Origin of the sequence: Pantoea sp. Mb-10 (assembly GCF_021272205.1) — a bacterium.
In the GTDB taxonomy this organism is placed as follows: Bacteria; Pseudomonadota; Gammaproteobacteria; order Enterobacterales; family Enterobacteriaceae; genus Pantoea.
The window spans coordinates 13,757-34,984 of record NZ_JAJSDX010000002.1 but is presented as its reverse complement, the minus strand read 5'-3'; the positions used below and the strand labels follow the sequence as shown (position 1 = coordinate 34,984).

Below are 21,228 nucleotides of genomic sequence, written 5' to 3'. Positions count from 1 at the left end.
GATGATGGCTTTTATCCAAAAAATTTCGCAGGCGAATAGTAGTCTAAGCGTTTGATAAAAGGTAAGCCCAAACCGTATATGCGCGGCGCGTTTGCTGCGCAAGAAATGGTTACCAGGTCAAATCTGTTTTTCAGTGTGACGACTCAACTAGATATCACCACGCACAGTCCCTATCTCGTCCTCTTTCTCATCAAAGGGAGAAAAAACTTTTAGGCACCCAAATAGGCCCCTAAGAAAAGTTGAACTAGCAGTTATTCAAATTAATTCAATGAATTACACAACCAATTCAGGCTCCGCCAGCTCATAAACGACTCACTAATAAAAACAAAAAAACGCCCCCCCGATCTCTCAGGCAGGCGTTTTAACTCTATACAGCGCACACTGCATCAGCCAATTATTCAGGACGACTCAACCCATCCTTCTTTTAATTGGCTATCACATCACATCCCCTCACCTCACCCCTTCCGCCAGCTGCCGCAGCAGTTCAATATGCGCAGGGGTGTCGTTCAGCGCGGGAATATAGTGGAACGAGGTTCCGCCCGCGTGCATAAAGAACTCGCGGTTCTGCTCGTCCAGCTCCTCGAGGGTTTCCAGGCAGTCGGCGGCGAAACCGGGGCTGATCACCTGCAGGCGCTTAATTCCCTGGGCGGGCAGGCCTTGAATGGTTTCGTCGGTGAACGGCGTCAGCCACGGCTCGCGGCCAAAGCGTGACTGGAAGGTCATCATGATCTTCACCGACGGCATATTCAGCGCTTCAATCAGCAGCTTGGTAGTTAACTCGCAGCGCTCGCGGTAGTTATCGCCCTCTTTCTCGAAGCGCACCGGAATACCGTGATAGGAAACCAGCAGCGCATCCGGCACGCCGTTCGCCGCAAATGAGGCTTCCACCGAGGCGCGCAACCCTTCGATATACGCCGGATGATCGGCGTAGTCGTTAATAAAGCTGATCGCTGGGGTGTAGCGATTTTTCATGGTTTGCAGGTGGCGGCTTACGCTGTCCCACACCGAAGACACCGTAGAAGAAGAGAACTGTGGATAGAGCGGGATCACGATGATGCGATCCACGCCTTTCGCCAACAGCTCGTCGATCGCACCGCCAATCGAGGGTTCGCCGTAGCTCATGCCAAGCGCCACCGGCAATCCGGTCTCTTGCGCCAGCATGCGCGCCTGCCGCACGCTGTAAACCATCAGCGGGGAGCCTTCGTCCATCCAGATCGAGGCGTAGGCTTTGGCCACGCGTTTGGCGCGCAGAGGAATGATTGCGCCGTGCAGAATTGGGCACCAAATGATGCGCGGGAGATCCACGACCCGGTAATCGTGCAAAAACTTGGACAGGAATTTTTTTACGGCCTGCGGGGTTGGTTCGGTTGGTGTTCCAAGGTTAACAAGTAACACACCCGGTTTCGTCGTCATTATTCGGTACCTTTGAAAAACCATGAAAAATAGCGCCACGATACTGTAGCATAGCCACATGCGTCAGGCGCTGGCGATAAGGCGCGCCTTGCCCTGAACCGCCAGCAAAATGAACACGTTAGTGCTAACGTTGCGCCTAGTTTATACCGTGAGGCGCCTGGATTGCTCGCCATGCTGACGAATTTGTTCGATAGGCACGGGCTGGCATCATGCTCTGCGCGCTTCGCGATCCTACGCACCCTTGGGTCAACTTCGCCTTGCGCGTGAAATGCGCGCTTTTTTCATTCGAAAAAGCGCTTAAATACGGTATAAAGCCGAGATGAAAACGCCAAACAGACTCCAACCACTGATCGATGACGGCCTGATAGACGACGTGCTTCAGCGCCTGAAAAGCGGTAAAGAAGCCGACGTATACACCGTGCGCTGCGGTGACGCTATCCACTGCGCCAAAGTCTATAAAGAAGCTTCGCAGCGCAGCTTTCGCCAGGCCGTGCAGTACCAGGAGGGGCGCAAGGTGCGCAACTCACGCGATGCGCGCGCCATGCAAAAAGGCTCGAAATTTGGCCGCAAACAGCAGGAAGAGGTGTGGCACACCGCGGAAGTGGACGCGCTGTTTCGCCTGGCGCACGCTGGCGTGCGCGTGCCGCAGCCCTCTATCTGCCTGGATGGCGTGCTGATCATGGAGTTGATCACCGACGCCGAGGGCGCAGTGGCGCCGCGTCTGAGCGACGTTACGCTGTCGGAAGAGACGGCGGTGGCGCACTTTCACCTGATGCTGCGCAATATCGTGCGCATGCTGTGCGCCGGCCTCGTTCACGGGGATCTCTCAGAATTTAACGTGCTGCTCGATGCGCAAGGTCCGGTGATCATTGACCTGCCTCAGGCGGTCGATGCCGCCGCCAACAACCACGCGCAAGCGATGTTCATGCGCGACGTCACCAACATCACCGAGTATTACGCGCAGTTCGCCCCGTCTCTGCGGCAAACGCGCTACGGCAAAGAGATCTGGGCGCTGTATGAAGACGGTAAGCTCACCCCGGAAACGCCGCTGAGCGGCCAGGTGGTGGAAGAAACGCACGAGGTCGATATGGGCGCGCTGCTGGATGAAATCATCGCCGCCGAAGACGACTTCTATGCGCGCCAGCGCGCAGCCCAGGCGCGCGACGACGAGTAACCTTTCCCCGCACGTTTTTCGCGCCAGCCGATCCTGGCGCGAAAAGTCGCCACCTTTCTGCGGCAAAAGCCATTAATCTAATTAAGTTTATTCCTGGAGCGGATCCTGGCTGAGCGTGCCATTGTTAACTATGCTCATATCTCACTTGAGCGATTAATGAGGGAATATTCATGAAAAAGACAATTATTGCTGTATCTGCCCTGCTGCTGGCTTCTTCGGCATTTGCCGCCACTACACATGCAACTGACGATACCGTGGCGAACGCGCAGGCGGGTGCCAACACGGCGAAAGAGAAACTGCATCAGGCCCAGCATCAGGGCGAAGAGCAGAAGCTGAAAGCCAAACACGCGGCCCAGGGCGAGCGTGACAGCACCTCCAGCAAAGTGAGCGAAGGCGCTCAGAAAGGCTGGAACAAAACCAAAGAAGGCACCGAAAAAGGGTGGGATGCCACCAAAGAAGGCGCGACCAAAGGCTGGAACAAAACCAAAGAGGGTGCCAGCGACGTGAAGAAAAAAGTCACCGAGTAAGGTTGACGATAGCGTTATCAGAAAGGCCGCCCTCGCGGCCTTTCGCCTTTTTCCGCCACAAACTTTGCGCTCAGCGGTAAATCTTTTTACACTTCGCTCAACCCTTGATTAACTGGCTTTCCCTATGTCTGACACCTTCACGCGTCAACCCCTGCCGCTGCCCAACGGCCACAACAAAGTGCTGCTGCACTCCTGCTGCGCGCCCTGTTCGGGCGAAGTGATGGAGGCGATGTTGGCCTCCGGCATCGATTACACCATTTTCTTTTATAACCCGAACATCCATCCGCTGAGAGAGTACGAGCTGCGTAAAGAGGAGAACATCCGCTTTGCCGAGCAGTTTGGCGTGCCTTTTGTGGATGCCGATTACGACAAAGATAACTGGTTCGAACGCGCGCGCGGCATGGAGTGGGAACCGGAGCGCGGCGTGCGCTGCACCATGTGCTTCGATATGCGCTTTGAGCGTACCGCCCTTTATGCGCACGAGCACGGCTTCCCGGTGATCACCAGCTCGCTTGGCATCTCCCGCTGGAAGAATATGCAGCAGATCAACGACTGCGGCGTGCGCGCCGCCGCGCGCTACCCGGATATGCTCTACTGGGAGTTTAACTGGCGCAAAGGCGGTGGCTCGTCACGCATGATTGAGATCAGCAAGCGCGAACGCTTCTATCAGCAAGAATACTGCGGCTGCATCTACTCGCTGCGCGACACCAACCGTCACCGCGTGGCAAGCGGCCGCGAGCGCATTGAGATCGGCGTGCAGTATTACACGCCGGATGAAGAATAACGCCTTACCAGCGAAGCGTTTCGCCCCGGTAATCCACGTAGTGATGGCCGCCCTGGCCGCTAAAGCGCTGCAGCTGGGCAACCAGCCCTGCGGCGCTGACGTCAGGCGCGATCGCCGCGTTCTCCCCGCCCATATCGGTTTGCACCCAGCCGGGATGCAGCGACAGCAGCGCCGTTTTTGTCTCGTCGAGGGTGGTGCTCAGCGCCCGGCTTAGCATATTCAGCGCCGCCTTGCTGGCGGCATACAGTGGGATCTCGGCGTGCGGGTTTTCACTCAGGCTCGCCAGCTGTGAGGTGGTGATACCCACCACGCCATGCTGCGCTTGCACCCGTGGCAGCAGCGCCTCGGCCATGCGCACCGGCGCTATCGCGTTGGTGAGGAACAGTTCCGTCAGCGCACGGTCGTCTGCCTGCGCGAGCGCTTGCACCTGCGGCCCGTAGATGCCGGCGTTGATCAGCACTGCGCCAAAGATCGCCTCGCCCAGTTGCGTCATCAGCGCCGCCCGCTCTGCCGCGTCGGTGATGTCGAGTTTTAGCCAGCGCAGCTGCGGATGCTGAAAAGAGACGGCGGTGCTGCGGTAGGTCGCCACCACCGTCCAGCCGTCCTGCACCAGGCGCTGTACCACCGCCAGACCAATGCCTTTTGAAGCGCCCACCACCAGTGCGTGTTTACGTTGGCTCATGATTTCTCTCCGTTGGATGCAATCGCAACGGGCAGGATCGCCCTGCCCGTAGGGTTATCGAATCACTAACGTTAGCACGACAAACGCCACGACCATGATCAGCAGGTGGCACACCGCCTTATCCATCCCGCCCCGGCGCATCAGAACCACTGACCAAAGCGTTTGATGTAGAGCGTTTTCATGCCCTGCGCCACCAGACAATATCCCAGCAGCGTCGCCACCAGCCAAGGGAAATAGGCCCAGGGCAGCGGCACCAGTCCCACCAGTCCGCCCAGCGGCGAGAACGGCAGCAGCAGGCCGGCCAGCATGATGCCTGCGGTGGTCAGCAGCACCGGCAGCGCGGCGCGGCTCTGGATAAACGGAATTTTCTGCGTGCGCAGCATATGCACCACCAGCGTCTGCGACAACAGCCCTTCCACGAACCAGCCCGACTGGAACAGCGACTGCATCGTCGCGCTGTTGGCGGCAAACACGTACCACATCAGGGCAAAGGTGGTGATATCAAACAGCGACGACGTCGGGCCCATCCACAGCATAAAGCGTTTGATGTTGCGCGCGTCCCATTTACGCGGCGTGCGCAGGAACTCACGGTCCATTTTGTCCCACGGCAGCGCTAACTGCGACACGTCGTACATCAGGTTCTGGATCAGCAGCTGGATAGCCAGCATCGGCAAAAACGGAATGAAGGCGCTGGCCACCAACACCGAGAACACGTTGCCAAAGTTCGAACTGGCGGTCATGTTCAGGTATTTGATGATATTGCCGAAGGTCTCGCGTCCGGCGATCACCCCTTCTTCCAGCACCATCAGGTCTTTCTCTAGCAAAATGATGTCCGATGACTCTTTGGCAATATCGGCGGCGCTGTCCACCGAGATGCCCACATCGGCATCGCGTAGCGCGGGCGCGTCATTAATGCCGTCGCCGAGGAAGCCCACGGTGTGTCCCTGCTGCTGCAGCGCACGCAGAATACGCGATTTCTGCAGCGGCGTGAGCTTGGCAAACACCGCACATTGCACGCTGGCGTCGGCCAACTGCGCGTCGCTCATCGCCGCAATGCGATCGCCAGTCAGAATGTCGCGGCTGTCAATGCCCACCTGCTGGCAGATGCGCGCGGTGACCACCGGATTATCGCCGGTCAGCACTTTCACGCGCACGCCATTCTCGCGCAATGCCGCAATGGCTTTCGCCGCGCTCTCTTTGGGCGGATCGAGAAACGTCAGCAGCCCTTCCACGATCAGTTCCTGCTCATCCGCCACGCTCAGCGCCTGCGTTAATCCAGGCGCCTCCAGCACGCGGGTAGCCACCAGCAGCACGCGGAACCCTTGATCGTTATACGTGTGCGCCAGCGCAAGCAGCTCATCACGCCGCGCCGCCGTCAGCGGTTGGATCGCTTTGCCGATGCGCTCGCCGCAGGCGATGCTGAGCATCTCTTCGACCGCGCCTTTACAGATCAGCATCTGCTGGTTCAGGCGGCGATCGCGCACCACCACCGACACGCGACGGCGCACAAAATCAAACGGCAGTTCGTCCACTTTTTGATAGCTGTCGCCCACCGCAGTGCTGACGCGATCTTCGCCGTAGCGCAGGATGGCGCGATCCATCAGGTTTGGCGTGCCGCTCTGATAGTGGCTGTTGAGCCAGCTCAGCATCAGCACGCGTGCATTCTCCTCCCCGGCGCAGTCAAGATGGTGTTCGAGGATGATGTTGTCCTGCGTCAGCGTGCCGGTTTTGTCCGTGCACAGCACATCCATGGCGCCGAGGTTCTGAATCGCGTTGAGCCGTTTCACAATCACTTTGCGGCGCGACATGGCGATAGCGCCTTTGGCGAGATTGGAGCTGACAATCATCGGCAGCATCTCCGGCGTCAGGCCGACCGCCACCGCCAGCGCAAACAGCGTGGCATCCAGCCAGTCGCCTTTGGTGAAGCCGTTAATCAGCAGCACCACCGGCACCATCACCAGCATAAAGCGGATCAGCAGCCAGCTAACGCTGTTGACGCCGCGATCGAAGGCGGTTTGCGGGCGATCGCCCACGATGGACGTCGCCAGGCTGCCAAAATAGGTGTCGCTGCCGGTGGCGACCACCACCGCTTTGGCGCTGCCGCTGGAGACATTGGTGCCCATCAGACAGATGCTCCCCAGCTCCAGCAAGGACGCGCCCGCACCCTGGCCATGCGCCCCTTTGCTGGCCACGTGACCGGTGACGTCATATTTTTCCACGGGTAGCGACTCGCCGGTAAGGATCGCCTGGCTGATAAACAGGTCGCGCGAGTCGAGCAGGCGCACGTCGGCAGGCACCAAATCCCCGGCAGAAAGCCAGATGATATCCCCTGGCACCAGCGTGCGGATGTCCACTTCCGCTTTCTGCGGCACGCCGTGCGGCGCGGTGCGGCGCAGCACCGTGGCGGTGGTGCGCACCATGGACTTCAGCGCCTGCGCGGCTTTGTTGGTGCGAAACTCCTGCCAGAAGCGCAGCAAACCGCTGAGCGTTACCATCGTCATAATGATGATGACACCGGTCAGATCGGTCTCCTGGCCGCGGCGCAGCGGCATCCAGTAGTCGGTGATAAAACTCACCAGCGCCAGCGCCATCAGCACAAAAATAAACGGATTATTAAACGCCTGCAGCAGCTGAATCAGCGCGGGCGGCGCGTTATCGTGTGCGACTTCATTCGGACCACAGGCCAGCAGGCGGGCCGCGGCCTCCTGGTCGGTCAGCCCCTGCGCGTCGCTGCGCAGACGCGCCAGCGTGGCGTCCGGCGTGCACCCTGCCTCAGCCTCAATCACATAGCGCGCAGTTTTCCCCTGCGGCTGGCGCAGCGTTTGCCAGGCTTTTTTATCCTGGCTGAGTTTCATGTCAGTCATGATGACACTCCTCTTTTATTTTTACAGCAGTAGATATTCCTGCGTGCAGCGCACACGCAAGACAATCAATAATGCATGTCAGCGGCGCCTCACTCTTATTTCGGAATAAGTCGGCGGACTTAACGAAAATGAGAACGGCGTGCATCGTCCATTATTTAATTAACGGATAAAGAATATTAATGTTATTTCCGCGTCAACCTGTGGGAAAAAAGCCAGCAAACGCGGCCTTGCCCGCATCAGGCAAACAGGAAGATTTTCAGCACGCTGACGTTCAGCGTGCGCATCGAGGCGGAGGAAAAAGGGCGTGTAAAATCATGTGCATGATGATATCCCTGCGGACTCAACGCCCGCTAACGCATCTGTTGTGGGAACAATCATCAGAAAGAGAGGATTGCTGCCCGCCGGTCGGCAAGCAGCGGCAAAAAAATTCGCGCGTCAGCTTGCCTTAAATTGTATCGTTAAAGGGTGACTGTCCAACTGAATTCTCCTGCTTTGAAATTGCCGCCATTATATTCCCGGGTAAAGTGAAGTAAAGGTAATTATCTTGCCGTTCGGGCGAGTTTAATTTCCGTTGTAATTTCGTTGATAAATGACAATATGTTTCCGTGGCGTATCGATTAATTCAGCGCGCGTCTGAAAACAAATAAAGCCGCGGCGACTACGCTTTACAGAACGCTGCGCCCGCACGCTTATAACGATAACGGCACCCTTAGAACCAGAAGGCATATGCATAGCCTTAAATTGACTATTCTTCATTACGGCGCTCTCGTACACTCGCGTTACTTTTTTAAGGCAAGGAAACAACATGAAAAAAATTATTCCCTCCCTGCTGGCGCTGTCGCTGGCAGCCGCCTTCTCTGCTCAGGCTGCGACCCCCAAAGATACGCTGGTGATCGCGCAGTCTACGGACGACGCGGACAGCTTCGATCCGGCGCAGGGTTTTGAACTCACCACCGTGCAGGCTTTCACCAACATCTATCAGCGCCTGGTGCAATCTAATCCGCAAAACCCCACGGACTTGCAGCCCACGCTGGCTAGCGAATGGCAAGCCGGCAGCGACAACCGCAGCCTGACCTTTACCCTGAAAAAAGACGCGAAATTTGCCAGCGGTAATCCGCTGCGTCCGGAAGATGTCATCTTTTCGCTGAGCCGCGTGGTCAAGCTCAACCTTGATCCTTCCTTTATTCTTACCCAACTCGGCTGGAACAAAGACAATGTGGATAGCTTCCTGAAAAAGGTCGATGACAACCACGTACAAATCAGCTGGAACGCCAACGTCAGCCCAACCTATGTTCTGAGCCTGCTCTCGGCGCCCGTGTCATCGATCATCGATGAGAAAACCGCGCAGGCCAACGCCAAAAACGGCGATTTCGGCCACGCCTGGTTAGGCACGCACTCCGCTGGCAGCGGCCCGTTCCAGATCCGTAAAGTGGTGCTGCATGAAGCGGTGCTGCTCAGCGCCAACCCGACTTCGCCTGCGGGCGCGCCAAAGCTGAAAAATATCCTGATTAAGAACGTACCCGAGCCAGCGGCGCGCCGTCTGCTGCTGGAACAGGGCGACGTGGACATTGCGCGTAACCTCGGCGCCGACCAGATTGCCTCGTTGAAAGGCAAACCTGGCGTGAAAACCGACGCGATCCCCATGGCCTCGCTGTACTACATTCAGTTCAACGTTGGCGAAAACCCGGTGCTCAAGAATCCGGCCCTGTGGGAAGCGGCACGCTATCTGTTTGACTACAAAGGCATTGCCAACGATCTGTTGAAAGGCCAGTTCGAGGTGCATCAGACCTTCCTGCCTAAAGGTTTCCTCGGTGCGCTCAACGAAAACCCGTACAGCTACGATCCGGAAAAGGCCAAAGCGATTCTGAAAAAAGCGGGTCTGACCAATGTCAGCTTTAAACTCTCCACCAGCAACCAGCCGCCGTACCTGGATATCGCGCAGGCGCTGCAGGGCAGCTTCGCCAAAGGGGGCGTGAAGGTGGAGGTGCAGCCGGGGCTGAGTTCGGAAGTGTCGACGCGCGTGAAAGCGCACCAGTACGAAGCGACCCTGAATGCCTGGGGCGCCGACTATTTCGATCCCAATACCAACGCCGCCTCCTTTGCCTACAACCCGGAAGATGGCAGCAAAACCATCGCCTACCGCTCAGACTGGCACATTCCCGAGCTGAGCAAACAAACGCTGGCCGCCACGGCGGAAGCCGATCCGAAGAAACGCGTTGAACTCTATCAGGCGATGCAGCGCGACGTGCTGAAAAACTCGCCGTATGTCATCGGCCTGCAGGCGCGTAACCTGGTGGCGATGCGCGACAATCTGAAAGGGTACGTGCAGGGCATCAACCCGGACATGGTTTACTACGCGCAGGTTACGAAGTAATGGCGGTATCTGCATCACAGGCCGGGTTCGCCCGGCCACTCTGGCAGCGCCTAAGCCGCCTCATCACCAGCCTGCTGTCGCTGGTGGTGACGCTGGTGGGGCTGCTGGCGTTTACCTTTATGCTGTCGCACCTGTCGCCGGTGGATCCGGTGCAGCAGATCGCGGGCGACCACGCCAGTGAGGCGACCTACGCGCAGGTGCGCCACGATCTCGGCCTTGATCAGCCGGTGCTGGTGCAGTTCTGGCGCTATATCAGCCACTTGGCGCGCGGCGACTTGGGGCTTTCCCACCTCACCAACCAGCCGGTGAGTGCCGATCTGATGCGCACCTTCCCCGCCACGCTGGAGCTGGCCACCTGCGCCATGATCTTCGCTGCGGTGTTTGGCGTGACGCTGGCGCTGCTGGCTGCCTGGAAACCGGGTAGCGTGATGGATAACGTGGCGCGCTTTATTTCGCTGCTGGGCTACTCGGTGCCGGTGTTCTGGCTGGGGCTGCTGGGCCTGCTGCTGTTTTATGCCGTGCTGCACTGGTCTGCTGGACCGGGGCAGTTGGATGATATCTGGGTCTACACGCTGGAACCCAAAACCGGTTTCGTCCTGATCGACAGCTGGCTGTCCGGCGACCCGGAGATGTTTCGCAACGCGCTGGCCCATCTGTGGCTGCCAGTGGTGATCCTCGGCCTGCTGGCGATGGCCGGCATCACGCGCCTGCTGCGCGCCGCGCTGCTGGAAGAGAGCAGCAAAGAGTACGTGGTTCTGGCGCGCGCCAAAGGCGCCGGCCGTACGCGTATCCTGCTGCGTCACATTTTCCCTAACGTGCTGGGCACGCTGATCACGGTGATCGCCCTCTCTTATGCCACCCTGCTGGAAGGTTCGGTACTGACCGAAACCGTGTTCGCCTGGCCGGGCGTGGGTCGTTACATGACCAACGCGCTGTTCTCCTCAGATGTGCCGGCGATCCTCGGCGCCACGCTGTTGATCGGCAGCTGCTTTATTCTGCTTAACGCCGTGGCCGATGCGCTGACCTGGCTAACCGATCCGAGAACCCGATGACTCAACAACTGCAAGAACTTGAAACGCTGCGCCCGCGTCGTCGCCGGGCGCGCGTCACCTCCCTGACCATTGGCCTGACGCTGGTGGTGATTCTGGTGGCGATGGCGCTGCTGGCGCCGGTACTGGCGCCTTTTGATCCCAACGTGCAGACCATCGGCCAGCGCCTGATGCCGCCCTCGTCTCTGCACTGGTTCGGCACCGACGGCTTTGGTCGCGATCTGCTGTCGCGCGTGATTTACGGCGCGCGCCCCACCCTGCTGCTGGTGTCGCTGATTTTAGTGTTGACCATTCCGGTTGGCCTGCTGGTGGGCATCACCGCGGGCTACGTGGGCGGTTGGACAGAGCGCGTGTTGATGCGCATCACCGATATCTTTCTGTCGCTGCCGAACCTGGTGATTGCGCTGGCGCTGGTGGCGATGCTCGGCCCCGGCCTGATGAACGGTGCGCTGGCGCTGGCGTTAACCAGCTGGCCGCCGTTTGCCCGCCAAGCGCGCGCGGAAACGCTGGCGCTGCGCCGCAGCGACTACCTCGCTGCCGCACGGATGCAGGGCATCAGCGGCTTACGCCTGATGTTCGGCCATATTTTACCGCTCTGCCTGCCCACCGCCGTAGTGCGCGCCGCGCTGAGCCTCGGCGGGATTATTCTCTCTGCCGCCGGGCTGGGCTTCCTCGGCATGGGCGTGCAGCCGCCGACCGCAGAATGGGGGTCGATGGTGGCCGAGGGCAGTAAAGTGATTTTCGATCAGTGGTGGGTCGCCGCCGCGCCTGGCGCCGCCATTCTTTTCGCCAGCCTGGCGTTTAACCTGACAGGCGACGGCCTGCGCGACCGACTGGATACCCGTCATGCCAAATAATCTGTTAATTGATGCCCAAGGCCTTACGATCCGCAGCGATGATGCGCTGCTGGTGGACGGCATTAACGTGCAAATCGGCCGCGAGCGCGTGGCGCTGGTGGGCGAATCCGGCTCGGGAAAATCGCTTACCGCACGCGCGCTGATGGGGCTGCTTTCCCCCGCTTTGCACCTGCACGCCGATCGCCTTGAGGTGGCAGGCCACAATGCGCTGACGCTGCAGGAGCGCGACTGGATCACGCTGCGCGGCAGCCGCGTCGCCATGGTGATGCAAGATCCGAAATATGCGCTCAACCCAACGCGCACCATCGGCTGGCAGGTTGAAGAGCCGCTGGTACTGCACCGCAAACTCAGCCGCGCTGAGCGGCGTGAGAAAGTGTGCGAGATGCTTAACGCGGTCGGCCTGCCTGAACCGCGCCAGCTGATGACGCGCTATCCGCATCAGCTGTCTGGCGGCATGGGCCAGCGCGTCATGCTGGCCATCGCGCTGATCACCGATCCCGATCTGCTGATTGCCGATGAACCCACGTCAGCGCTCGATCACGCCATGCGCGATCAGGTGTTGGCGCTGATTCGCCAGCTGGTGGAGCAGCGCAATATGGGCCTGCTGCTGATCAGCCACGATTTGCAGCAGGTCGCGGAACACTGCGAGCGGGTGATGGTGATGTACAAAGGCCGCCTGCTGGATACGCTGCCTGCGGCGCAGCTCGCCCACGCGACCCATCCTTATACGCGCACGCTGTGGGCCTGTCGTCCCAGCAAAGCCACGCACGGCAAGCCGCTGCCGGTGCTGGATCGCGCCGCGCTGGAGGCACACCATGATTGAACTCAATAACCTCAGCGTGTCCCATAAGCACGGCTACGAGCTGCGCACGGTGGTGCATGACATCGCGTTACAGGTGGCGCCGGGCGAGTGTTTTGGCTTGGTGGGGCCGTCGGGCTGCGGTAAGTCTTCACTGCTGTGGGTGATGGCGGGCCTGAACCCGCACTGGCAGGGCCATATGGCGCTGGCGGGCGTCTCGGTGACGCCAGGCAAACCCTTTACCGGTCAACTGCGCCGCGACGTGCAAATGGTGTTTCAGGATCCCTATGCGTCGCTGCACCCGCGTCATCGCCTGCGCCGCACGCTGGCCGAGCCACTGAAGATGCTCAAGCAGGATAATGTGGACGATCGCATTAACGAGGGATTCCGCCGCGTCGGCTTGGATAGCGCGCTGGCGGATCGCTATCCGCATCAGCTTTCCGGCGGCCAGCGCCAGCGCGTCGCCATTGTGCGCGCATTGCTGCTACAGCCGAAAATTTTGCTGCTGGATGAACCCACCTCCGCGCTGGATATGTCGGTACAGGCGGAAATCCTCAACCTGCTTAACGATCTCAAGCAGAACAGCGGCCTCACCATGGTGCTGGTGAGTCACGATCCTGATGTGATTGATCACATGTGCGACCGCGCCGTGCGCATGGCGCAGGGCCGCATCGTGGAAGCGCGTCGCGCATAAGCGCGCCGGGCCGGTTACGCCGGCCCGTTTTCTCCCCGCACCACTTCCTGAAATTAGCCGCCGCGCGCGCCGACCACGTTGAGACGCGGCTGCGGATGCGCTGGTTTCAGGTCATACATGCCGCCATAGAAGGGATCCACCAGCAGCCAGCCGGGGAAGCCCAGCAGCGGGATGTTGCCCAGCAAATACCACAGATTGGCATTCGCTTCGATGGGCAAGGTCACGGGCACATAACCGGGACTTTCCAGCATCACCTGATAGTGTTTCTTACCGAAATAGTTACCGGTGGATTTCGCCAGCTGCACGGTTTGCGGCGTGTAGCCCTGCGCCACCGCGCGGCCGGTTTCATCCTGCACGACGAAACGCGCGCCGCGCGGCACAGAGTCAATGTTAACCGGTTGCGTTTCCGTGCCGACGATAGTGGCACAGCCGCTGAGCAGCAGCGCAGCGGCGGGAATAAGAGGTCGCAGGTTCATAGCAGGTCCGCGTTAAGATCAGAGCGCTCAGTCTAAACCGCCCTCTCCGCCTTTACACGTCTGACAATCGCGCTATCACTGACGCTTTTCTGCGCTTTATTGCGGTTGACAACAGGCGGCAATGGCCGCGATGTCCTGCGGCGTGGTGCGACAGCAGCCGCCCACCAGGCGCGCGCCAGCCTGCTGCCAGGCGGCAAAATGGTCGTGCAGCGTGCAGCCCGACGGCGCGGAGTGCCAGGTTTTGCTCACCGCATCGTACTGTTCGCCGGAGTTCGGGTAGACCAGCAGCGGCTTGTCGGTTACCGCCTGCAGCGTATGCAGCGCCGCGGTCACGTCGGTGAGCGCCACGCAGTTGATCCCCACCGCCGCCACCTGCTTGGCGCTGTTCACCAGCGCCGCCACCGCGTGCAGCGGCGTGCCGTCACTGATGTGCTGCGCATCGCGCAGGGTAAACGAGAACCACGCGCTGGCATCCGGGTAGTCAGCGAGCAGACTGACCAGCGCCTGCGCCTCCGCAAACGAAGGCAGCGTTTCGCAGGCCAGCAGATCGACGCCCGCGTCCAACAGCGCAGCCACGCGCGGGCGATGGAACGCTTTCATCTCCGCTTCCGGCAGCGCGTAATCGCCGCGATACTCTGCGCCATTGGCCAGATACGCGCCGTAAGGCCCCACCGACCCTGCCACCAGCAGCGGTGCAGTGGACCCCGAGGCCGCACGGTAATCATCCCGTGCGCGCTGCGCCAACGACACGCTCAGGCCGATCAGCGCGTGCGCCTGCTCCGCACTCAGCCCGCGCGTGGCAAATCCCTGCGGCGTGGCCTGGTAGCTAGCGGTGATGGCAACGTTCGCACCGGCGGCAAAGTAGTCATAGTGCACCTGATAAATGAGCTCGGGATTCTCCATCAGCACCTTTGCCGACCAGAGCGCATCCGCGAGATTGCACCCGCGCGCCTCAAGCTCGGTGGCCAGCGCCCCGTCGAGAATCAGCGTGTTGACGTGGTTAAGCGCCTGAGCAATCGGGTTAAGCGACATCGTTGGCCTCCTGAGCCTTGTGAGATTTACGTCGTTGCGTCACATGGTAGGCGGCGTAGCAGAACAGCACAAACGGAACGCCGCACCACAGCGCAATACGCTGCGAGGGGTCAAACGCCAGACCAATACATGCCAGCAGGCACAGCAGAAAACCCAGCAGCGGCGTCAGCGGATACAGCGGCGCCCGATAGGTTAGCTGCGCGAGGGTGCCGCCCGCCTGAATATGGCGACGGCGGAACATAAAGTGCGCGGCGCAGATACTCAACCACACCGCCACCACGGCAAAGCCGGAAATCGCCGACAGCGCCACAAATACCGTGTCCGGGGCCACCACGCTGGAGAACAGCGCCAGCAGGCCGCCCAGCATGCTCAAGGTGATCGCCAGCACCGGAATGCCGCGTTGATTCACGCGCGCAAAGCACTGCGGCAGGGTATGTTCATTCGCCAGCGACCACAGCATGCGGCCCGACGCGTACAGGCCGGAGTTCGCCGCCGAGAGGATCGCCGTCAGAATGACGAAGTTGAAGATATCCGCCGCATAGGGGATACCGATTTTTTCAAACACCAGCACAAACGGACTTTTGACAATGCCCGCCTGATCCATGGGAATCAGCGCCGCCAGCACAAACACCGTGCCGATAAAGAACAGGATCAGGCGCGCCACGGTGGTGCGGATCGCCAGCGGCAGCGCTTTCTGCGGCTGCGCGGTTTCACCGGCGGCAATGCCGATCAGTTCCGTGCCGGAAAAGGCAAAGTTGACCGCCACCATGGTCATTAAAATCGGCAGCGTCCCGTGCGGCAGCAAGCCACCCGCCGTGAGATTATGCAGACCCGGCGCGGGGCTGCCATCCTTCATCGGGATCCAGCCAAACATCGCCGCGCCGCCCAACACAATAAACGCAATAATGGTGACCACTTTGATCAGCGAGAACCAGAACTCCCCTTCGGCAAAAAAGCGCGTGGAGACGATGTTCAGCAAATAGATCGTGACGCAGAACACCAGACACCAGAGCCAGACCGGCACCGTGGGAAACCAGTACTGCATGCAGAAGCCCGCCGCCGTGAGGCTGGAGCCCAGCGCCACGGTCCAGGTGAGCCAGTACAGCCACGCCACCGTGTAGCCGGTGGCCGGGCTCAGGTAACGTGCCGCGTAGACGTGAAAGGCACCGGTTTCGGGCATGGCAACGGCCAATTCACCCAGGCATACCATCACCAGCCACACCACCAGCGCGCCAATCAGATACGCCAGCAGCGTACCGGCTGCCCCGGTGGTGGAGATGATATAGCCAGTATTAAAAAACAGACCGGTGCCAATCACGCCGCCCAGCGACAGCATCACCAGATGGCGCACTTTCATGGTGCGTTTGAAATTTTCCTGCGAAGGGGAATCCTGCGTTTGCATTATCTTTATCCGTATGGACGTCTGAACATCTATATGGACACAGATTTATACGCGTCTGCGCGCCATTATGCAACGCGGCGGTAAAGACGATTTATCAGAAAGGGAGATCGCCCCGCGTGGCGCGGGGCGCATCATCAGGAACCAAACACCGCCTGCAGGTAGCGCTCCAGCGCAATGCGCGAGCTAAAACCGTGCGGAATGCCGTAATGCTCTTGCGAATCGCCCATCAGGTAGAGCGGGAACTGCGTGTAGTGATCGCAGGTTTTCATCTCAGAAGCCGGTTCCGCAAAATGCTGACTTTTCTCTTTCAACGTGGGGTGAATGATCAATGCCGTCCGCCCCATGCGGGCTTCACGGTTTACATAGACGTAGTTGTCACCGCGGCGGTATCCATAAATTTTCGGCGTCAGGGCATCCATTTCGAACCCCTCTTTTTCCAGAACGCGCGCAACTTCATCCGGACGTAAATACATGCTTGCTCCTCTCTTCTCACAGCCCCGCAACCTTACCTCAGGCCACCGGCTCAGGACATTCGGATTTTCCCTAAAGCCTGGCATACGGCTACGTTTAGTCGCGTATCGTCTACACTGAGTATTACGTTTTTAACGCAAAGGGAGTGAAAAATGTTTAATCGAATGAGTAAAAACGATGACATTGATGTCAATCAGGATGTAAACGAACTGGCTGATTCACTGGAAGCGCTGCTGAAATCCTACGGCAGTGAAGCCAAAGATGAGGTGGAGAGCGCGCGCAGCAATGCGCAGGCGTTGCTCAAGCAAACCCGCGCGAAACTCAACGGTGGCGGCAACCGCGTTTCCCAGGCGGCACGCGATGCGGGCTATCAGGTTGACGCCTATGTGCACGAAAAACCGTGGCACGGCGTGGGCTTAGGTGCCGCTGTCGGCTTGGTACTGGGTGCGCTGCTGGTGTCACGCCGCTGATCTGCCCTCGCGCCTTAAGCTTTATCATCGCCCCGCCTGTGCGGGGCTTTTTTTTTGCCCCGCTCAACCCCTTTACATTTCCCCGGCCGCCTTGCGGCACGCGCCCTCGTCCGGCACCCGCCTGGTTTTTGCGCCAAAACCCTACATATAGTGATATTGATCTAATATAACACCACATATAGTATCTGTATTTATCTACTGGCGCAGCGCTCTTGTCGTAATACGTTTCACGGCGCGCCCGCTGCATACTCATAAAAGGGAAATACGAATCATGCGCATTATTATTTACACTCGAGATAACTGTGTCCAGTGCAATGCCACAAAAAGCGCCATGGATCGCGACGGGCTGGCTTACCAGCTCATCAACCTTGATGCTCATCCTGAGGAGATCGCTGCGCTGAAAGCGCTGGGCCATCGCCAGCTGCCGGTGGTGCGCGCAGGCGACGAGAGCTGGAGCGGCTTTCGCCCGGATAAAATTGCCGCGCTGCGCCACACGGCATCGACGGGCGCCTGACCGATGTTTCCGCTGGTCTACTTCTCCAGCCAGTCGGAGAACACGCACCGCTTTATCGAGCGGCTGGGGTTGCCGGCGCGGCGCATTCCGCTGGATACCGCGCAGCCTCTGCACGTTGCTCATCCTTATATTTTGGTGGTGCCGAGCTACGGCGGCGGCGGCACACGCGGTGCGGTGCCCAAACCGGTGGTGCACTTTCTGAACGATCAGGCTAACCGAGACGGCATACGCGGCGTGATCGCCGCCGGTAACCGCAACTTCGGGGACGGCTTTTGCCTGGCGGGCGACATTATCGCGCGCAAATGCCAGGTGCCCTATCTCTACCGTTTTGAGCTGATGGGCACGCCGGACGATATCGCAAACGTAAAAGCGGGAGTAACCCAATTTTGGCTACAGCAGACACCTTAAGCAGCATCACGGATTATCATGCATTGAACGCGATGCTTAACCTCTACGATGCGCAGGGCCGCATTCAGTTCGACCAGGATCGTGAGGCCACGCGGCAGTTTTTCCTGCAGCACGTGCTGCCGAATACGCACGCTTTTGCCTCGACGGGCGAACGCTTGCGCTTTCTGGTTGACGAGGGCTACTACGACGCCGCCGTGCTGAACCAGTATGACTTTACGTTTCTCTGCCAGCTGCATGATGAGGCGCAAGCCTGGGGCTTTCGCTTCCAGACCTTCCTCGGCGCATGGAAGTTTTACACCAGCTATACGCTGAAAACCTTTGACGGCAAACGTTATCTGGAGACCTTCGAGCAGCGCGCCTGCATGGTGGCGCTCACGCTGGCCGCCGGTGACGAGGCGATGGCTCGCGATCTGCTGGCCGAAATGTTAAGCGGCCGCTTTCAGCCCGCCACGCCGACGTTCCTCAACTGCGGCAAGCAGCAGCGCGGCGAGTTGGTCTCCTGTTTCCTGCTGCGCATTGAAGACAATATGGAGTCGATTGGCCGCGCGGTAAATTCCGCGCTGCAGCTCTCCAAGCGCGGCGGCGGCGTGGCGTTTTTGCTGTCTAACCTGCGCGAAGCCGGGGCGCCGATCAAGCGCATTGAAAATCAGTCGTCCGGCGTGATTCCGGTGATGAAAATGCTGGAAGATGCCTTCTCCTACGCGAATCAGCTGGGCGCGCGCCAGGGCGCCGGCGCGGTCTGGCTCAGCGTGCACCACCCCGATATCCTGCGCTTTCTTGATACCAAGCGCGAAAACGCCGATGAAAAGATCCGCATCAAAACCCTGTCGCTTGGCGTGGTGATCCCGGACATTACGTTCCAGCTGGCTAAAGAGAACCGCGAGATGGCGCTGTTCTCGCCCTACGATGTCGCGCGCCGCTACGGCAAGGCGTTTGGTGATATCAGCATCAGCGAACACTACGCGGAGATGGTGGCCGACGATGGCATTCGCAAAACCTGGATTAACCCACGCCATCTGTTTCAGACGCTGGCGGAGATCCAGTTTGAGTCGGGCTATCCTTACATTCTGTTTGAGGACAGCGTGAACCGCAGCAATCCAATTGCCGGTCGCATCAATATGAGCAACCTCTGCTCAGAAATTTTGCAGGTCAACAGCGCCAGCACCTATGAGGACGATCTCAGCTATCGCCACGTGGGCCACGATATCTCCTGCAACCTGGGATCGCTCAACATCGCGCACGCCATGGACGCAGGTAATCTGGCGCAAACGGTAGAAAGAGCGGTATATGCGCTCACGGCCGTGTCGGACATGAGCGATATCGGGTCGGTGCCGTCGGTGGCGGCCGGCAATCGTCGCTCGCATGCGATTGGCCTGGGCCAGATGAATCTGCACGGCTATCTGGCACGCGAAGGTATCGCCTACGGTTCGCCAGAGGCGCTCGACTTCACCAATCTCTACTTCTACTGCGTGACCTATCATGCCGTGCGTACCTCCTGTTTGCTGGCGCAGACGCGTCAGCAGCGGTTTGCCGGCTTTGCCGACTCGGATTACGCCAGCGGACGCTACTTTGATAAATACATCGAGCGTGAATGGCAACCGCGTACCGCGCGGGCTGCCCAGCTGTTCGCCGACGCGGGCATCGCGCTGCCAACTCAGGAGGACTGGGGTACGCTGCGCGCAGCGGTCATGGAGCACGGTTTATACAACCAAAACCTGCAGGCGATCCCGCCAACCGGATCGATCTCGTATATCAATCACGCGACGTCCAGCATTCACCCGATCGTGTCGCCGATTGAGATCCGTAAAGAGGGCAAAACCGGGCGCGTTTATTACCCGGCCCCGTTTATGACCAACGACAACCTGGCGCTGTATCAGGATGCCTATCAGATTGGCCCCGAGGCGATCATTGATACCTACGCCGAAGCGACGCAGCACGTTGACCAAGGGCTGTCGCTGACGCTGTTTTTCCGCGACGACGTGACGACGCGTGACATCAATAAAGCGCAGATCTACGCGTGGAAAAAAGGCATTAAAACGCTCTATTACATTCGCCTGCGCCAGATGGCGCTGCACGGCACGGAGGTTCAGGGCTGCGTCTCCTGCGCCCTGTAAGGATGAGAATGATGCAATCGAAACCCATTCAGGCGATCAACTGGAATCGCCTCCACGATGAGAAAGATCTTGAGGTGTGGAACCGCCTGACCAGCAATTTCTGGCTACCGGAAAAAGTGCCGCTCTCAAACGACTTATCGGCGTGGCAGTCGCTGGATGCGGCGCAGCAGCAGCTGACCATCCGGGTATTTACCGGTTTGACGCTGCTGGACACGCTGCAAAACGCCGTGGGCGCGCCGGGTTTGATGGCTGATGCCAGCACGCCACACGAAGAGGCGGTGCTCTCCAACATCAGCTTTATGGAAGCGGTGCACGCCCGTTCCTACAGCTCGATTTTCTCCACGCTGTGCAACAGCGCTGACGTGGACGCGGCGTATCGCTGGAGCGAGGAGAACCGCGCGCTGCAAAACAAAGCGCGCATCGTGCTGGATCACTATCGCGCCGACGACCCGTTTAAAAAGAAGATCGCCAGCGTCTTTCTGGAGTCCTTTCTGTTTTACTCCGGCTTCTGGCTGCCGATGTACTGGTCAAGCCGGGGTAAACTTACTAACACCGCAGATTTAATCCGCCTGATCATTCGCGACGAAGCAGTGCACGGTTACTACATTGGTTATAAGTATCAAAAAGCGCTGGAACACGTGGATGCGGCGCGGCGCGAGGAGCTTAAGCAGTTTGCCCGCGATCTGCTGCTGACATTGTATGACAACGAAGTCGCCTATACCGACACGCTGTATGCCGGGAGCGGCTGGGCAGAAGACGTGAAGGCGTTTCTGCACTACAACGCCAATAAAGCATTAATGAACCTCGGCTATGAGGCGCTGTTTCCTGCGGAACTGACCGCCGTTAATCCGGCGATTCTCGCCGCGCTTTCGCCTAATGCGGATGAAAACCACGATTTCTTTTCCGGTTCAGGCTCGTCCTACGTGATGGGAAAAGCGGTGGAAACCGAAGACGAAGATTGGCAATTTTAAGCACGCGAGCGGCGAGGGTTTCTCGTCGTTCGGCTGTTCTCCACGGCTTACGACACCTGCGCAATAAGCGGAACGTGCGCTATAGCGCACTGGTACGTCCTGTTAATTAACACACCATTGAAATAATTTTTTGGGTTACTATTACCCACATAT

Annotated in this window: 20 protein-coding genes; 13 read left to right on the top strand and 7 right to left on the bottom strand. The window is 59.1% G+C overall.

Going from position 1 to position 21,228, the window contains the following annotated elements; translation table 11 throughout:
- Positions 1-450: 450 nt before the first annotated feature.
- A complete protein-coding gene (gene hemH, locus LU196_RS03485; RefSeq protein WP_232760928.1) occupies positions 451-1,413 on the bottom strand; it encodes a ferrochelatase in 963 nt (320 codons plus the stop codon).
- 319 nt (positions 1,414-1,732) lie between these two features.
- Here hemH and LU196_RS03480 point away from each other — a divergent pair, with 319 nt between their 5' ends.
- The 3 genes from LU196_RS03480 (at position 1,733) to LU196_RS03470 (ending at position 3,898) form a co-directional block, all read left to right on the top strand.
- Positions 1,733-2,587 (top strand): PA4780 family RIO1-like protein kinase, encoded by an 855-nt coding sequence (locus LU196_RS03480; protein WP_232760930.1) that lies wholly within the window; start codon positions 1,733-1,735, stop codon positions 2,585-2,587.
- A gap of 170 nt (positions 2,588-2,757) precedes the next feature.
- Positions 2,758-3,114, top strand: coding sequence for a hypothetical protein (locus tag LU196_RS03475; protein WP_232760932.1), 357 nt, complete (start codon positions 2,758-2,760; stop codon positions 3,112-3,114).
- Positions 3,115-3,238: 124 nt separating this feature from the next.
- On the top strand, positions 3,239-3,898 hold the full coding sequence (locus LU196_RS03470; RefSeq protein WP_232760933.1) for an epoxyqueuosine reductase QueH: 660 nt from the start codon (positions 3,239-3,241) through the stop codon (positions 3,896-3,898).
- A 4-nt stretch (positions 3,899-3,902) separates the two neighbouring features.
- On the opposite strand, the gene LU196_RS03465 is transcribed toward LU196_RS03470, so the two are convergent.
- On the bottom strand, positions 3,903-4,580 hold the full coding sequence (locus LU196_RS03465; RefSeq protein ID WP_232760935.1) for an SDR family oxidoreductase: 678 nt from the start codon (positions 4,578-4,580) through the stop codon (positions 3,903-3,905).
- Between the two features lie 140 nt (positions 4,581-4,720).
- A complete protein-coding gene (gene mgtA / locus LU196_RS03460) occupies positions 4,721-7,444 on the bottom strand; it encodes a magnesium-translocating P-type ATPase (protein WP_232760936.1) in 2,724 nt (907 codons plus the stop codon).
- An 805-nt stretch (positions 7,445-8,249) separates the two neighbouring features.
- Here mgtA and LU196_RS03455 point away from each other — a divergent pair.
- From LU196_RS03455 to LU196_RS03435, 5 genes are read left to right on the top strand one after another with little or no spacing between them, the layout of a single operon-like run.
- The gene (locus LU196_RS03455; protein ID WP_232760938.1) at positions 8,250-9,818 is read left to right on the top strand and encodes an ABC transporter substrate-binding protein; all 1,569 of its coding nucleotides are present in this window, start codon (positions 8,250-8,252) and stop codon (positions 9,816-9,818) included.
- Complete coding sequence (locus tag LU196_RS03450; RefSeq protein ID WP_232760939.1) at positions 9,818-10,870, top strand: ABC transporter permease; 1,053 nt, start codon at positions 9,818-9,820, stop codon at positions 10,868-10,870. The genes LU196_RS03455 and LU196_RS03450 overlap by 1 nt, the downstream gene beginning before the upstream one ends.
- Positions 10,867-11,724: an ABC transporter permease gene (locus tag LU196_RS03445; protein ID WP_232760941.1), complete on the top strand. Its 858-nt coding sequence runs from the start codon at positions 10,867-10,869 to the stop codon at positions 11,722-11,724. The genes LU196_RS03450 and LU196_RS03445 overlap by 4 nt, the downstream gene beginning before the upstream one ends.
- Positions 11,714-12,547, top strand: a complete 834-nt coding sequence (locus LU196_RS03440; protein WP_232760943.1) for an ABC transporter ATP-binding protein — start codon at positions 11,714-11,716, stop codon at positions 12,545-12,547. The genes LU196_RS03445 and LU196_RS03440 overlap by 11 nt, the downstream gene beginning before the upstream one ends.
- On the top strand, positions 12,540-13,217 hold the full coding sequence (locus LU196_RS03435; RefSeq protein ID WP_232760944.1) for an ABC transporter ATP-binding protein: 678 nt from the start codon (positions 12,540-12,542) through the stop codon (positions 13,215-13,217). Before LU196_RS03440 ends, LU196_RS03435 begins: the two co-directional genes overlap by 8 nt.
- A 53-nt stretch (positions 13,218-13,270) precedes the next feature.
- Here LU196_RS03435 and LU196_RS03430 read toward each other — a convergent pair whose 3' ends face one another.
- The 4 genes from LU196_RS03430 to LU196_RS03415 form a co-directional block, all read right to left on the bottom strand.
- Positions 13,271-13,693: a hypothetical protein gene (locus tag LU196_RS03430; RefSeq protein ID WP_232760945.1), complete on the bottom strand. Its 423-nt coding sequence runs from the start codon at positions 13,691-13,693 to the stop codon at positions 13,271-13,273.
- Positions 13,694-13,789: 96 nt separating this feature from the next.
- Complete coding sequence (gene mmuM / locus LU196_RS03425; protein ID WP_232760946.1) at positions 13,790-14,725, bottom strand: homocysteine S-methyltransferase; 936 nt, start codon at positions 14,723-14,725, stop codon at positions 13,790-13,792.
- Complete coding sequence (mmuP, locus tag LU196_RS03420; RefSeq protein WP_232760947.1) at positions 14,715-16,127, bottom strand: S-methylmethionine permease; 1,413 nt, start codon at positions 16,125-16,127, stop codon at positions 14,715-14,717. Before mmuP ends, mmuM begins: the two co-directional genes overlap by 11 nt.
- A gap of 134 nt (positions 16,128-16,261) precedes the next feature.
- Positions 16,262-16,600, bottom strand: a complete 339-nt coding sequence (locus tag LU196_RS03415; RefSeq protein ID WP_232760948.1) for a DUF2002 family protein — start codon at positions 16,598-16,600, stop codon at positions 16,262-16,264.
- Positions 16,601-16,750: 150 nt separating this feature from the next.
- Here LU196_RS03415 and LU196_RS03410 point away from each other — a divergent pair, with 150 nt between their 5' ends.
- The 5 genes from LU196_RS03410 to nrdF all read left to right on the top strand — a co-directional run bounded on the left by LU196_RS03410 (position 16,751) and on the right by nrdF (position 21,075).
- Entirely contained in the window at positions 16,751-17,068 is a 318-nt protein-coding gene (locus tag LU196_RS03410; RefSeq protein WP_232760949.1) for a DUF883 family protein, read from the top strand.
- Positions 17,069-17,339: 271 nt separating this feature from the next.
- The gene (nrdH, locus tag LU196_RS03405) at positions 17,340-17,582 is read left to right on the top strand and encodes a glutaredoxin-like protein NrdH (protein ID WP_232760950.1); all 243 of its coding nucleotides are present in this window, start codon (positions 17,340-17,342) and stop codon (positions 17,580-17,582) included.
- A gap of 3 nt (positions 17,583-17,585) precedes the next feature.
- A complete protein-coding gene (gene nrdI, locus LU196_RS03400) occupies positions 17,586-17,990 on the top strand; it encodes a class Ib ribonucleoside-diphosphate reductase assembly flavoprotein NrdI (RefSeq protein WP_232760951.1) in 405 nt (134 codons plus the stop codon).
- A complete protein-coding gene (nrdE, locus tag LU196_RS03395; protein ID WP_255697898.1) occupies positions 17,969-20,104 on the top strand; it encodes a class 1b ribonucleoside-diphosphate reductase subunit alpha in 2,136 nt (711 codons plus the stop codon). The genes nrdI and nrdE overlap by 22 nt, the downstream gene beginning before the upstream one ends.
- 11 nt (positions 20,105-20,115) lie before the next feature.
- A complete protein-coding gene (nrdF, locus tag LU196_RS03390) occupies positions 20,116-21,075 on the top strand; it encodes a class 1b ribonucleoside-diphosphate reductase subunit beta (RefSeq protein WP_232760971.1) in 960 nt (319 codons plus the stop codon).
- Positions 21,076-21,228 lie beyond the last annotated feature (153 nt).